Origin of the sequence: Streptomyces sp. NPDC057682 (assembly GCF_042799575.1) — a bacterium.
In the GTDB taxonomy this organism is placed as follows: domain Bacteria; phylum Actinomycetota; class Actinomycetes; order Streptomycetales; family Streptomycetaceae; genus Streptomyces.
In genome coordinates this window covers 23,244-37,246 of sequence record NZ_JBHVIN010000001.1, presented here as the reverse complement: position 1 = coordinate 37,246, position 14,003 = coordinate 23,244, and the positions used below count along the sequence as shown (strand labels likewise).

Here is a 14,003-nt window from a genome sequence, read left to right as displayed (position 1 = left end):
TGGCCGGTTAGCGTCGCTGCATGGACCAGCCCACGCACCCCTCCTCCGGCCCCGCCGCCCCGTTCGATCCCTGGTCGGCGGCGTTCGTCGCCGATCCGTACCCCGCCTACGCCGAGCTGCGCGCCACCGGCCGGGTGCACTGGTTCGAGCCGACCGGGCAGTGGCTCGTCCCGCACTACGCGGACGTGTCGGCGCTGCTGCGGGACCGCCGGCTGGGCCGGACCTATCTGCACCGCTTCACCCACGAGGAGTTCGGCCGGACACCCCCGCCGCCCGAGCACGAGCCCTTCGACACGCTCAACGGCAACGGGCTGCTGGACCTGGAGCCCCCGGACCACACCCGGATCCGGCGCCTGGTCTCCAAGGCCTTCACCCCGCGCACCGTCGAGCGGCTGGTCCCCACGGTCCGGCGGCTGGCCGCCGGGCTCGTCGACGACTTCGTCGCCGAGGGCGGCGGCGATCTGCTCACCGCCGTCGCGGAACCGCTGCCCGTCGCCGTCATCGCCGAGATGCTGGGCATCCCGGAGTCCGACCGCGCCCCGCTGCGCCCCTGGTCGGCGGCGATCTGCGGGATGTTCGAGCTCAACCCGTCCGAGGAGACCGCCCGCGCCGCCGTGCGCGCCTCGCTCGACTTCTCCGCGTATTTGCGCGAACTGATCGCCGACCGGCGCGGCAACCCGGGCGAGGACCTGATCTCCGCCCTGATCGCCGCCCACGACGAGGGCGAGCGGCTGACCGAGCAGGAGATGGTCTCCACCTGCGTGCTGCTGCTGAACGCCGGGCACGAGGCGACCGTCAACACCACCGTGAACGGCTGGCGGACCCTGCTGGGCCACCCGGAACAACTGGCCGCGCTCCGCGCGGACCACGGGCTGCTGCCCACCGCGGTGGAGGAGCTGATGCGGTACGACACCCCCTTGCAGATGTTCGAACGCTGGGTGCTCGACGACATCGAGATCGACGGCACGGTGATCCCCCGGGGCTCCGAGGTGGCCCTGCTCTTCGGCTCGGCCAACCGCGACCCGGCCCGCTTCGCCGACCCGGACACCCTGGACCTCGCCCGTCAGGAGAACCCCCACATCACCTTCGGCGCCGGCATCCACTTCTGCCTCGGGGCGCCGCTGGCCCGGGTGGAACTCGCCGCCTCCTTCGGCGAACTCCTCCGCCGCGCTCCCGGCATGCGGCTGGTGGCCGAACCGGAGTGGAACCCGGGGTATGTCATCCGCGGGCTGAAGGAACTCCGGGTCGCGCTCTGACCCCGCGCGCCGGGTCGCTCCTGCGGACCCGGTGGCCCCGCCGCCGGACCGGTCTCCGGCGGCGCGGGCCCCGCGCCTCTCAGGTCAGCAGGTCGCGCCGGCGCAGCGCCGCCAGCCCGGACGCCACCAGGGCGGCCGCGATCACGGTCAGGAGCACCACGGGACCCCAGGCCATGCCCGCCGCCCCCGGCAGCTTCGGCAGATGCGTGAACGGCGACAGGTCCATGACCGCCTGCGGCAGGTCCAGCGCGGGGCCGATCCAGCTCAGCGCCAGGCATATCCCCACCAGCCCCCATCCGGCGGCGGCCAGCCGGGGCAGCGCCCCGTACAGCAGGACGGTCACGCCGCCCAGCAGCCAGACGGCGGGCAGCTGCACCAGGGCGGCGCCGAGCACCGCCGGTATCGCGTGGCCGTAGCCGACCGCCAGTCCGAGGCCGCCGGCCGCCATGAGCAGGGCGGCTCCGCCGAAGGCGATGAGGAGATGGCCGCCGGCCCAGCCGACGCGACTCACCGCCCCGGCGAGCACCGGCTCCGCGCGCCCTGCGGTCTCCTCGGCGGAGAGCCGCAGCACGGAGGAGACGACGTAGAGCGCGGCCACCGTGCCCAGGACGGACACCATCGAGGCGAGGAAGGCGTCCGTGAGTCCGGACTGGCCGCCCATCCGCTCGAAGATCTCCCGGGTCTTCTCGTTGTCCCCGACGAGATCACCGACCCCGTCGGTCAGCCCGCCGAAGACGAACCCGACCACGGCGAACGACAGCGTCCAGCCCCAGAGCGCGCCGCGCTGGAGGCGCAGGGCGAGACCCCGGGCGGAGGCGAGCCGGCCCCGGGCCGGTCCGGGCCGGGTCGGCAGGAAGCCCATGCCGACGTCGCGGCGCCCGGCCAGCGCGTACGCCACGATCCCCTGGACGGCAACGGCCCCGGCGATCACGAGGAGCACCCACCAGCGCTCGTCCGCGTACGGCCGGACGTTCTCCGCCCAGCCGAGGGGGGAGAGCCGGGTGAGGACGGACGAACCGTCGTCCGTCGCGGAGTCGCCCGCCGCCTTCAGGACGAACGCGGCCCCCACGACCGCCGCCGTCAGCCCCTTCGCCAGCCGGGCGCTCTCGGTGAACTGCGCGGCGATCGCCGCGGTGCAGGCGAACAGCATCCCGACCCCGGCGACGGCCGCGGCGAGCGCCACCGCCCCGGCGCCGCCCGCACCCGAGCCCGCCATTCCGGCGACGATCACCAGGGCCAGCGCCGCGTTGGCGACGAGAGCGGCGAGCAGGGCCGCGGTGAGCGGGGCGCGCCGCCCCACCATGGCGGAGGAGAGCATCTCCTGACGGCCCGTCTCCTCCTCCTCGCGGGTGTGGCGCACGACGACGACCAGGCTCATCACCCCGGCCAGCGCGGCGCCGAAGGCGAGCATGCGCCAGCTGACCAGTCCGCCCACGGAGTCGCCGAATACGGGCCCGTACAGGGCGCGCACGGAGCTGTTGGCGTTCATCGACGCGGCCAGCTCGGCGCGCTCGGCGGCCGTTCCGTAGAGCGCGGAGATCGACCGTCCGACGGAGGAGAAGGAGCCGCCGAGCACGAGCACCCAGACGGGCAGAATGATCCGGTCGCGCCGCAGGGCGAGCCGGAGCAGGGTCCCGGTCCCGGCGAGCTGCCCGGTCCCCGCCCGGTGCCGCTCGCCCGTGGCGGCGGCCATGGTCGCGGTGGTCATCGCGCGCCCACCTCCGCGTCCTGTCCGGTCTCCGCCGTGTAGTGCCGCAGGAACAGCTCCTCCAGCGTGGGCGGCGTGCTGGTCAGGGAGCGGACCCCGGCGGCGGAGAGCGATTTGAGGACGGCGTCCAACTGCTCGGTGTCGACCTGGAGGGAGACCCGCCGGCCCCGCACGTCGAGGTCGTGCACCCCGGGCAGCCGGGACAGTCCGTCCGGGGCGGCGGCCAGCTCGGCGGTGATGTTGGTCCGCGTCAGATGGCGCAGTCCGGCCAGGGTGCCGGTCTCCACCGTCCGGCCCCGGCGGATGATGGAGACCCGGTCGCAGAGTGATTCGACCTCGCTGAGGATGTGGCTGGAGAGCAGCACGGTCCGTCCCCGGTCGCGCTCCTCGGTGACACAGCTCTGGAAGACCTCCTCCATCAGCGGATCGAGGCCGCTGGTCGGCTCGTCCAGGATCAGCAGGTCCACATCGGAGGCGAAGGCGGCGACCAGGGCCACCTTCTGCCGGTTCCCCTTCGAGTACGTCCGGCCCTTCTTCGTCGGATCGAGCTCGAAGCGCTCGACGAGGTCCGCGCGCCGGGCCGGGTCGAGCCCGCCGCGCAGCCGGCCGTAGAGATCGATCACCTCGCCGCCCGACAGATTCCGCCACAACGTGACGTCACCCGGCACGTACGCCACCTTGCGGTGCAGCTCCACCGCGTCGCGCCAGGGATCGCGGCCGAGCAGCTGGGCCGCGCCGGAGTCGGCGCGCAGCAGGCCCAGCAGCACTCTGATGGTGGTGGACTTCCCCGATCCGTTCGGTCCGAGGAAGCCGTGCACCTCACCGGACTCGACGGTCAGATCGAGCCCGTCCAGCGCATGCGTCCGGCCGAACGACTTGTGCAGCCCGGCCACGGTGATTGCCTTCGTCATGCTTCTGAACGTACGCTACTTTCACAAAGTTGTGAAGTTAAGGAAACGTATAAACTCGAAGGAGTGACCCGGGCGAAGGGCAGGGGCCGGGGCCGCGGAGAGGACGAGGAACCGATGAGCAGCGAATCCGCAGAGGTCGTACGCGAGGCGCCCGGCGCCGCCCGGGGGAGCGGGGAGCGGGACGCGGAGGCCGTCTCGCGGTTCGTCGAGCGGTTCGCGTCGGAGATGACCGAGGCGGGGATGCAGCGGATGGCGTCCCGTGTCTTCGCCGCGCTGCTCGCCGACGACGACGCGTCGATGACCTCGGCGGAGCTGGCCCTGGCCCTGCAGATCAGTCCGGCGGCCGTGTCCGGCGCGATCAACTACCTCACGCAGGTCAGCATGGTCGGACGGGAGCGCGAGCCGGGCTCGCGCCGCGACCGCTACCGGCTGCACAACGAGATCTGGTACACGACCTTCGCCAGCCGCGACCGGGTGCTCACCCGTTGGGAGCAGACCCTGCGCGAGGGGGCCCGCACCCTGGGCGAGGACACCCCCGCGGGCGCCCGCATCGCCGAGACGGCGGCCTTCTTCGAGTTCCTCCAGAACGAGCTGGGGGCCCTGATGGGCCGGTGGGAGGAGCACCGCAGGACCCTCGGCCTGCCGGGGGACGGAAAGCCGCGCGAGGACGCCTCCGGATCCGCCCGCCAGGGATCGCGGCACACCCCTTAGGGCCGGCCGGCGAAGATCCGGACGGCCCTCAGCCGCCCGACACCGGCAGCATCAGCCCCCAGGCGCCCGCCCGGACCGTCCACGTCCGGGTCCGGACCGGTCCCCCGACCTGTATGTCCGCCCGGTAGCGGAAGTCCGCGCCGGAGACGGTGACGGCCTTGGCCTCCGTGGTGAGGGGGCCGCCGTCCGGCGGGTGGATGGTCACCTCGGCGACGCCTCCGTCGGCGCCCGAGGTGACCGTCACCGACTCCACAGGTCGGCCCAGGTCCGTCAGCACCACGCCGTCCGCCTCGACGCGCAGCCGGTGGGTGCCGGGCCCGTCGGCGGGGGCGGCCGGGGCGGGGCGGACGAGCGTGCGGACCAGGGAGCGGCAGGTGTTCCAGACGGCCGTGACACCCGAACGGTCCTGACGGGCCCCGGGAGCGTCGCCCGGGGCGGGGATGCGCAGCGCTCCCAGGACCACGCCGTCGCTGTCGTCGACCAGCAGGTCCAGTCGGCGCACCACCCCGTCGAGCGCCGTGCGCGCCGCCGCCACCGCGCCGGCGGGCACGCCCAGAGCGTGCGCCAGCTCCAGCCGGGCGGCCGTGCCGACGGGGATCAGCGAGAGGGTGCTCATGGCCGGTTCCCGCTCCCGATGGAGCAACGCGACCGCACGGCGCAGAGCCCGGTCGTCACCGATCACCACGGGCCTGCGGGAGCCCCGCCGGGAGAGCGCCCGGTCGAACTCCGCGGGGCCGTCCGGAAGGCAGATCTTGGCGTGCGCACCGGCGCTCAGCACGTCTTTCGCGATCCGGACGGACTCGCCGTCGGTCCGGCGGGCGTCCGGATCGATCACCACCAGCAGATGGGGCGCACCGTTGCCGGGGGGCTGGGCAGCCGACACCTCGGTCCTTCCTCGGGTAGCATCTTGGTGCAAGAGCCCCTTGCGCTATTGCGCCAGGGGCTTCGTCTATTCCGGGGCACCCGGTTCGACGGTTCAGGCCGTGTCGTACAGCGTCGTACGGCATGTACGGCGTTTACGTACGCCCCCTGACCTTGGACATGCCCCGCCCGGAAGGGGTGTACGCCTGTGCCCGCACTTGTGCTGCTCGGTGCTCAGTGGGGTGACGAGGGCAAGGGAAAGGCCACCGACCTCCTCGGTGGGTCCGTGGACTATGTGGTGCGCTACCAAGGGGGCAACAACGCCGGACACACCGTCGTCGTCGGTGACCAGAAGTACGCACTGCATCTCCTCCCCTCCGGAATCCTTTCGCCGGGGTGCACCCCGGTCATCGGTAACGGTGTCGTCGTCGACCCGGCGGTCCTGCTCTCCGAGCTGAGTGGGCTGAACGAGCGTGGCGTGGACACGTCCAAGCTGCTGATCAGCGGCAATGCTCATTTGATCACTCCGTACAACGTCACCGTCGACAAGGTGACGGAACGGTTCCTCGGCAAGCGCAAGATCGGTACGACCGGGCGCGGTATCGGCCCGACGTACGCGGACAAGATCAACCGGGTCGGCATCCGCGTCCAGGACCTCTACGACGAGTCGATCCTGGAGCAGAAGGTCGAGGCGGCCCTGGAGCAGAAGAACCAGCTTCTGGCCAAGGTCTTCAACCGGCGGGCGATCGAGCCCGGCAAGGTCGTCGAGGACATGCTCCAGTACGCGGAGCAGATCAAGCCCTACGTCGCCGACACGACGCTGATCCTGAACAACGCCATCGACGAGGGCAAGGTCGTCCTCTTCGAGGGCGGCCAGGGCACGCTGCTCGACGTCGACCACGGCACGTACCCCTTCGTCACCTCGTCGAACCCGACCGCGGGCGGAGCCTGCACCGGGGCCGGCGTCGGCCCGACGAAGATCACCCGTGTCATCGGCATCCTCAAGGCCTATACGACGCGTGTGGGTGCCGGTCCGTTCCCGACGGAGCTGCTCGACGAGGACGGCGAGGCGCTGCGCCGGATCGGCGGGGAGCGCGGTGTCACCACCGGCCGCGACCGCCGCTGCGGTTGGTTCGACGCGGTCATCGCGCGGTACGCGACCCGGGTCAACGGTCTCACCGACTTCTTCCTCACCAAGCTGGACGTGCTGACCGGCTGGGAGCAGATCCCGGTGTGCGTGGCGTACGAGATCGACGGCAAGCGCGTCGAGGAGCTGCCGTACAGCCAGACCGACTTCCACCACGCGAAGCCGGTCTACGAGATGCTGCCGGGCTGGTCGGAGGACATCACGAAGGCCAAGACCTTCGGTGACCTGCCGAAGAACGCCCAGGCGTACGTGAAGGCGCTGGAGGAGATGTCCGGCGCCCCGATCTCCGCGATCGGCGTCGGCCCCGGCCGGACCGAGACCATCGAGATCAACTCCTTCCTGTAGACGGGACGGGCGGCCGGAGGGCCGGGGCGCGATGCGCTCCGGCCCTCCGGCGCGTCCGGGATCAGCGCGCCCCGCACAGCCGCAGCCCCTCGGGCGTCGCGCACGGCAGGTGCCCGTGGGTGCGGACGACGTCCTGGCCGCTGCCCCGGCTCAGGTAGGCGAGGAAGCTGGAGACCAGGGAGTCGGCGGGCGGGTGGCCGTAGGTGTACGCGTACTCGATCTCCCGGTACGGATAGCGGCTGGTGGCGAGGGTGTCGACGGAGGGGGCCGCGCCGTCCAGGGAGACCGGATGGGCTCCGGAGGGTTTGGTTCCGGCCCGTAGTTCGCTGTAGCCGATCGCGCCGGGCAGTTTTCCGACCTCGGTGAGGACCTGGTCGGTGGAGTCCAGTTCGCAGCGGACGACGGGGGCCCGGGGGTCGTCCTTGGTGGTGCAGTCGCGGGAGGACTGGGCGGGCTCGTTGCGGCCCAGGACGCGGCGCTGGAAGACCTCCCGGGTGCCGGAGTTGGCGTCCCGGCTGACCAGGAGCACCGGCAGGTCGGGGCCGCCGAGCGCGCTCCAGTTGCGGATGTCGCCCCGGTAGAGCGCGCGGACGGTGTCGAGGCCCAGGTTCTTCAGCGGGACCTTGTCGTTGACGACCAGGCGGAAGAGGGAGACGGCGACGCGGTTCTCGCGCAGCTGCGGGAAGCCGCTCGGCTTCGGGCCGTCGGAGAACGCCACGAGGGCGGGCGAACCGGAGCGGCCGGCCCGTGCGCCGCGTTCGGCCAGCTCCCGTATCCCGGCGGTGCTGCCGTGCGCGTCCACGGTGACGGTGGCGCCCGCGCAGGCCTCGGCGTACTTCCGGGCCAGCTCGCGCAGGACCGGTTCGAAGGCGGTGGAGCCGGTCACGGTCAGCTCGCCGCGCGCGCAGCCGATCGGGGGCGGGGTGTCGTCGCGGACCAGGATGATCGTGGACAGGGTCATGACGCAGACGGTGAGCGCCACGGTGATGAACCGGGCGGCGCGGCCGAACAGCGGCGGCTTCTCGTCCGGCCGGGCGGCCGAGTTGGGCCGCACCTCGCCGTCCCGGATGCCGCCGGTGATCCGGACGGGGCTGCCGACGCGCGCCCCGGTGAGCAGGACCAGGAGCTTGAAGTGCTCGCCGCGGTTGAGCGGGACGCGCGGCAGCCGGATCAGCGAACCGCTCTCGCGGAGCCCGGCGGACGGGGTGAAGTGGTCCATCAGATGGTCGGCGCCGGGGGAGTGCGTGACGGCGATCCCGCGCACCCGGCGGTCGGTGAACTCGACGACCAGCCCGTGCAGCTGCTCGTCGGGCCCGGTGTAGTCGCCGCGCGCGATCGACTGCGAGCCGTCGTTCTCTATGCGGAGCAGGACGAGGGTGGCGTCGGCCATGTCCGGGGTCTCGTCGAAGAGCCCGAGCCGGACGTTGGCCCGGCCCTGTCCGGCGTCGCCGCCGATCGGGGTGTCCATCTGCACGCGGTAGCCGACGCGTTTGCGGCGCGGGACGCGGCGCTCGTACCAGAGCACGCCGATCGAGGCGAGGACGCCGAGGACGGCGGTGAGGACGGCCACGACGTTCTCGGCGGTGAACCATTCCACGGCCCGTTCTCCCCCTCGGCTGCCGGACGGCTGTGCGCGTGTGCGCGTCACCGTAGGGCGGCCGGGGCGGGCCCGGCGGGCCGTACGGGGACCCGTCGCCCGTTGTTCGCCCGCTGTTCGGCGGGGGCCGGAACGGGGGCCGCGCGCACGGCACTTGGTCCAGACCTTGACAGGTCCAGACCAATCACGGTTGGGTGTCCGGGTGCCCGACGGCATGCCGGAGCCTGTTCGGGGTGCCCTGCCGAAGGAGTGAGCAGCGCTGAACCGCATCAAGAGCGTTCTGACCGTACTGAGCGCCGTCGTCGCGACGGCGGCCTTCCTCCCCGGTGCGGCGCAGGCCGCGCCCGCCCCCGCGGCCGAGGTGTCGTGCGCGCCCCTGTGGAGCTCGTCCACGGCGTACGGCGCGGGCGGGACCGTGTCGCACCACGGCCGCAACTGGACGGCCAAGTGGTGGACGCAGAACGAGAACCCGGGCGCCACCTCGGTCTGGAAGGACGAGGGTGCCTGTACGGGCGGCGTCTCGGACTTCGTCATCAGCGAGGACGAGTTCGACGCGATCTTCCCGGACCGCGCCCCCTTCTACACGTACCAGGGGCTGATCGACGCCCTGCACGCCTATCCCCGGTTCGCGAACACGGGGACGGAGACGACCAGGGCCCGGGAGGCGGCGGCGTTCCTGACGCACGCCGACTTCGAGTCGGTCGGTCTGCGGTACGTGAAGGAGATCAACGAGGCCAACTACTGGATCAAGTGCGACTACAGCCAGCCCTTCGGCTGCCCGGCCGGCCAGAAGGCCTACTACGGGCGCGGGCCGATCATGTTCAGCTGGAACTTCAACTACAAGGCGGCCGGCGACGCGCTGGGGCTGGACCTGCTGAACGATCCGTGGATGGTGGAGCGCGATCCCTCGGTCGCCTGGCAGACCGCCCTCTGGTACTGGAACACCCAGAACGGTCCCGGCACCATGACCTCGCACGAGGCCATGGTCGGCGGTGCGGGCTTCGGTGAGACGATCCGCTCGCTCAACGGCTCCCTGGAGTGCAACGGCGGCAATCCCGCCTCGGTGGAGGCGCGGGTCGCCAAGTACGAGCGGATCACCGGCATTCTCGGGGTGAACCCCGGTTCGGGGCTGACCTGCTGACGCGATGACGAGCGCGGGCGCCGTGGGACGGCGTTCCGCATGCTGGACGGGCCCGGAGGATTTTCCTCCGGGCCCTTCTTCGTGCGGCCGCCCGATCCGGATGGACCTCCTCCGGAAGAAGGGCTGTTGGGGGGCGTGGTGCGCAAGTGGAAAGCGGTGAACGGTGGTTGATGCGCCCCTGTCGTAAAAATGTTCGGCGATGGTCTAGACCTTGACAGGTTCAGACCATTCCCGCTTGAGTGACGGCATCCCCCCATGGCGGCGCGCCGACGAGAGCGGTGCGCCGCGCCGAAGGAGTGCTCACATGATCAAACGTGTCATGGGCCTGTTCGCCGCGCTCAGCGCGGTCGTCGCGACGGTCGTCATCCTTCCCGCCACCACCGCCTCCGCGGCCGAGTGCGCGTCCCCCTGGAGCTCCTCCGCCGTCTACACCGGCGGCGGCTCCGCCTCGTACAACGGCCACAACTGGACCGCCAAGTGGTGGACCCAGAACGAGACCCCCGGCAACGCCGACGTCTGGGCCGACCAGGGCAGCTGCGGCGGCGGCGGTACGGACCCGGGCGGTCCGGGTTCCTCGGACGGCTTCGTCGTCAGCGAGGCGCAGTTCAACCAGATGTTCCCGAACCGCAGTTCCTTCTACACCTACAGCGGTCTCACGGCGGCCCTCAGCGCCTACCCGGGCTTCGCCAACACCGGCAGCGACACGGTGAAGAAGCAGGAGGCCGCGGCCTTCCTCGCCAACGTCAGCCACGAGACCGGCGGGCTGGTGTACGTGGTCGAGCAGAACACGGCCAACTACCCGCACTACTGCGACACCAGCCAGTCCTACGGCTGTCCGGCGGGCCAGGCCGCGTACTACGGGCGCGGACCGATCCAGCTCAGCTGGAACTTCAACTACAAGGCGGCCGGTGACGCCCTCGGCATCAACCTGCTGGCCAACCCCTACCTCGTCGAGCAGGACGCGGCCGTCGCCTGGAAGACCGGCCTCTGGTACTGGAACACCCAGAACGGCCCCGGCACCATGACGGCCCACAACGCCATGGTGAACGGTGCCGGCTTCGGCGAGACCATCCGCTCCATCAACGGCTCCCTGGAGTGCAACGGCGGCAACCCCGCCCAGGTCCAGAGCCGGATCGACCGCTACCAGTCCTTCACGCAGATCCTGGGCACCACGCCCGGATCGAACCTGAGCTGCTGAACCGGCGGACACCCCGATGACGAGGGGCGCACCGGACCCGAACGGTCCGGTGCGCCCCTTCCGCCGTACGCGGACGCGGTCAGCCGTCCTGGGCCAGTTCCAGGGTCCGGAACGCCAGCCACAGGTCGTGACGGGCGCTCGGCGTCCGCAGCAGCGAGCGCTGGAGCACGCTCTCCAGCCGGGTCAGCCGCTTGCGCACCCCCGGCACGGAGATCTCCAGCGCCTCGGCCGCCGGACCGAGCTGCGCCTCGCAGTCCAGCCAGGTGCGCAGGGTCGTGTACGGGTCCGAGCCGCTGCCCGGTTCCGTGGAGCCCAGCGGGCGCACCTGCTGCACGGCCCAGGAACGGACCGCGGGCTGCCGCAGCACGTCGTCCAGGCAAGGCGCCGGTTCCGCCGCGGCCCCGGGACCCGGCGGGCGGGGCAGGCTGGGCGTGGCGCGGATGCTCAGGGCCAGGTCCAGGGCCGCCTGGTCGGCCACCCGCTGCAGATCGTGGCCCAGCAGCTCACCGATCAGCCGCAGCCGCGCGGCCAGGGTGTTGCGGTGGATCTTCAGATGGTCCGTGGCGTGCGAGGAGAAGGCGAGCCAGGAGGCGAGCGTGGCCGCGAGTTCCTGGGCGCCCGGGTCCTGGGCGCGCCGGGGCAGATGCGTGAGCAGCGGGGCGAGTACGGCGTCGGCCCAGGCCGCTCCCCGGGCGCCGGCCACCAGGGCGGGGGAGGGGGCGGTGCCGAAGCGGGCGCTGCGGCCGGGCAGTCCGCGCGCGACGGCCAGGGCGTGGAACGCCTGCCGGTACGCGGTCGGGGTGTCGGCCAGCGGGGCGTCCTCGCTGATCCCGACATGGCAGTCGGCCACGGCCGACGCGACCGCCTGACCGAGACGGTCCCGCTCCGGCCCGGGGCCCACCGGGGTGATGAGGATGAGATGGCGCGCGTACACCGGGCACCGCACGATCCAGGACCGCCCGCCGGACAGCTCCGCGCAGATCCGGGCCACCTCGTCGCGGCTGCTCCCCGGGCACTCGACGACGCAGACCCGGACCGGGTCCGGCAGTCCGGGCTTCAGGGCGCCCGCCACCTGATGGGCGATCGACAGCTGTCCGGTCATCAGCAGATGCAGCACCGCCTCCCGGCCGCGCGACTCCGCGAGGTCCACGCGCCGGCGCTTGCGCTCGACGGCCTCGGCCGACCAGCACAGGGCCAGCGGCAGGGCGGCGTCCGCGAGCAGCGTGGTCAGCCCGGCGGCGGTGGGCCGGCGGGCGACCACGCCGAGGACCGGAGGTGCGACACCGGGGGGCGCGTCCAGCGAGAACAGCAGCACGGTGTGCGCCCCGCGGTCGAAGGAGAGCGAGCGGGCGCCGAGTCCGGTCAGCTCCCGCGCCCCCTCGGCGGCCAGTCCGGGGGCGTCGGCGGTCGCGGTGTCCGGGGCGCGGGCGACGCCGTGCAGGACGGTGCCGTCGCCGTCGAGCAGCCCGGCCCAGCCGTCCGCCCGCCCCGAGAGCCAGCGCAGCAGTTCCCGGGTGCCGCCCGATCTGGCCAGGCCATGCATCCGGATGACGTCGTCCGCCCGCCTGCGCGTCTGCACGTTTCCCCCGCTCCCGCCCCAAACCGGAGTGCAGCGTACCGGTTCCGTTGTGCGGACTGATACCTCTGCCCGGCCTCACCGTGCGAACTGATTCTTTCGTTCGTCTGCCCCGCGACCTAGAGTCCGAACGCGGTTGCGGGCCTTTCGGGGGAGAGGAACGGGGACGACGGCATCGGCTCACGGGGGTGGCCGCTGCGGTCGGCCGCAACCGCCCTCCTTCCACTGCCGCCGGTGACCTGTCCCGGCGGCGGTGTCCGTTCGCGGGGGTGACCCGCCGAGCGGCGCCGGTGCCGTCGGACCCTGTCCGGCGCACCGGCGTTGTCAGTGGTGCCCTCTACCGTCGGAAGGGTCAGGACCGGTCCGCCCGCATGGCTCGGGCGGCCGGCGTGCGGCCGAGGAGAGGGCGTCACCGTGGAATTCCGTATCGAGCGCGGCGCGTTGGCGGACGCCGTGGCCTGGGCGGCCCGGGTGCTGCCCACCAGGTCCCCGGTGCCCGTCCTGGGCGGACTGCTGCTGGAGGCGGCGGACGGCCGGCTCGGCATCTCCGGACTGGACTACGAGGCGTCCGCCCGCATCGAGATCCCCGCCGAGACGCTCCGGCCCGGCCGCGTCCTGGTCATGGGACGGCGGCTCCTGGACGTGTGCCGGGTGCTGCCCGAGGGCGCGGTGGAGTGCGGGACCGAGGGCTCGCGGTTCACGGTCACCGGCAGCGGGGCGCGCTTCGGCCTGTCGGTGCTGCCGCTCGACGACCGCCCCACGCTGCCCCCGCTGCCCGAGGTGCTGGGGGCGGTGGACGGACGGGAGTTCGCGGCGGCGGTGGCCGATGTGGCGGTGGCGGCCGGGCGGGACGAGGCGCTGCCGGTCCTCACCGGGATCCGGCTGGGGCTCGACGGCGACCGGATGACGCTCGCGGCCACCGACCGCTACCGCTTCGCGGTGCGCACGCTGGGATGGAAGCCCGCGGCCGGGGAGGCGTCGGCCGATGTCGTCGTCTCCGCGCGCCGGCTCGCGGAGATCGCCCGCTCCTTCGACGGCACGGGCCCGGTCAGCCTGGCGCTCGACGCGGGTTCGGCCGGTTTCGAGCGGGACGGGATGCGCACCACGGTCCGGCTCGTGGACGGCAGACTCCCGCGCCACGACAAGCTGTTCGCCCTCGCCGACCCCGTCGAGGCGGTGACGGAGCGGGAGCCGCTGGTCGAGGCGGTGAAGCGGGTCTCCGTCGTCGCCGAGGGCGACAGCCCCCTCCAACTGGCCTTCGAGGAAGGCTCCGTGCTGCTCCGGGCCGGTTACGAGGACGACGTGGCCTCACAGCGCCTTCCGGCGGTCCTCGAAAGCCCGGACCCCGTCACCGTCGCCTTCAAGCCCTCGTATCTGATGGACGCCCTGTCGTCCTTCGACGAACCGGTCGTCCGGTTCCGGATGATGGGCCCCGGCCAGCGCGCCCTGGTCTCCGGCCACGCGGACCGGGAGGACGCGCTGCGTCCGACGGGGGAGCCGGCCCACCGGCATCTGCTGATGTCGCTGAAACCGCTGGTGTAGCGGGCGGCGC

Annotated in this window: 11 protein-coding genes; 6 read left to right on the top strand and 5 right to left on the bottom strand. The window is 72.6% G+C overall.

All coding sequences use genetic code 11. The features are described from left to right. Positions 1-20: 20 nt before the first annotated feature. Positions 21-1,256: a cytochrome P450 gene (locus ACFVDM_RS00165; protein WP_383630687.1), complete on the top strand. Its 1,236-nt coding sequence runs from the start codon at positions 21-23 to the stop codon at positions 1,254-1,256. Positions 1,257-1,335: 79 nt separating this feature from the next. Here the strand turns inward: ACFVDM_RS00165 and ACFVDM_RS00160 are convergent, their stop codons facing one another. Together ACFVDM_RS00160 and ACFVDM_RS00155 are read right to left on the bottom strand one after the other, a co-directional pair. Then, positions 1,336-2,964 (bottom strand): ABC transporter permease, encoded by a 1,629-nt coding sequence (locus ACFVDM_RS00160; protein WP_383630684.1) that lies wholly within the window; start codon positions 2,962-2,964, stop codon positions 1,336-1,338. After that, on the bottom strand, positions 2,961-3,875 hold the full coding sequence (locus ACFVDM_RS00155) for an ATP-binding cassette domain-containing protein (RefSeq protein WP_383630681.1): 915 nt from the start codon (positions 3,873-3,875) through the stop codon (positions 2,961-2,963). Before ACFVDM_RS00155 ends, ACFVDM_RS00160 begins: the two co-directional genes overlap by 4 nt. Positions 3,876-3,989: 114 nt before the next feature. On the opposite strand from ACFVDM_RS00155, the gene ACFVDM_RS00150 reads away from it, so the two are divergent. Then, the gene (locus ACFVDM_RS00150) at positions 3,990-4,586 is read left to right on the top strand and encodes a GbsR/MarR family transcriptional regulator (protein ID WP_383630678.1); all 597 of its coding nucleotides are present in this window, start codon (positions 3,990-3,992) and stop codon (positions 4,584-4,586) included. Positions 4,587-4,614: 28 nt separating this feature from the next. Here ACFVDM_RS00150 and ACFVDM_RS00145 read toward each other — a convergent pair whose 3' ends face one another. Further along, on the bottom strand, positions 4,615-5,469 hold the full coding sequence (locus ACFVDM_RS00145; protein WP_383630675.1) for a diacylglycerol kinase: 855 nt from the start codon (positions 5,467-5,469) through the stop codon (positions 4,615-4,617). Between the two features lie 186 nt (positions 5,470-5,655). On the opposite strand from ACFVDM_RS00145, the gene ACFVDM_RS00140 reads away from it, so the two are divergent. Further along, positions 5,656-6,939, top strand: a complete 1,284-nt coding sequence (locus ACFVDM_RS00140; RefSeq protein WP_383630672.1) for an adenylosuccinate synthase — start codon at positions 5,656-5,658, stop codon at positions 6,937-6,939. A gap of 61 nt (positions 6,940-7,000) precedes the next feature. On the opposite strand, the gene ACFVDM_RS00135 is transcribed toward ACFVDM_RS00140, so the two are convergent. Continuing rightward, on the bottom strand, positions 7,001-8,536 hold the full coding sequence (locus tag ACFVDM_RS00135; protein WP_383630669.1) for a substrate-binding domain-containing protein: 1,536 nt from the start codon (positions 8,534-8,536) through the stop codon (positions 7,001-7,003). Between the two features lie 259 nt (positions 8,537-8,795). Here ACFVDM_RS00135 and ACFVDM_RS00130 point away from each other — a divergent pair, with 259 nt between their 5' ends. Both ACFVDM_RS00130 and ACFVDM_RS00125 read left to right on the top strand, forming a co-directional pair. Beyond that, on the top strand, positions 8,796-9,677 hold the full coding sequence (locus ACFVDM_RS00130) for a glycoside hydrolase family 19 protein (RefSeq protein WP_383632078.1): 882 nt from the start codon (positions 8,796-8,798) through the stop codon (positions 9,675-9,677). 304 nt (positions 9,678-9,981) lie between these two features. Next, a complete protein-coding gene (locus ACFVDM_RS00125) occupies positions 9,982-10,875 on the top strand; it encodes a glycoside hydrolase family 19 protein (protein WP_383630666.1) in 894 nt (297 codons plus the stop codon). A gap of 79 nt (positions 10,876-10,954) precedes the next feature. On the opposite strand, the gene ACFVDM_RS00120 is transcribed toward ACFVDM_RS00125, so the two are convergent. Next, the gene (locus tag ACFVDM_RS00120) at positions 10,955-12,418 is read right to left on the bottom strand and encodes a helix-turn-helix domain-containing protein (RefSeq protein ID WP_383632076.1); all 1,464 of its coding nucleotides are present in this window, start codon (positions 12,416-12,418) and stop codon (positions 10,955-10,957) included. Positions 12,419-12,865: 447 nt separating this feature from the next. On the opposite strand from ACFVDM_RS00120, the gene dnaN reads away from it, so the two are divergent. Next, positions 12,866-13,993 carry a DNA polymerase III subunit beta gene (gene dnaN, locus ACFVDM_RS00115; protein ID WP_383630663.1) on the top strand — a complete coding sequence of 376 codons (1,128 nt, stop codon included), beginning with the start codon at positions 12,866-12,868 and terminating at the stop codon, positions 13,991-13,993. The last annotated feature ends 10 nt before the right edge of the window (positions 13,994-14,003 follow it).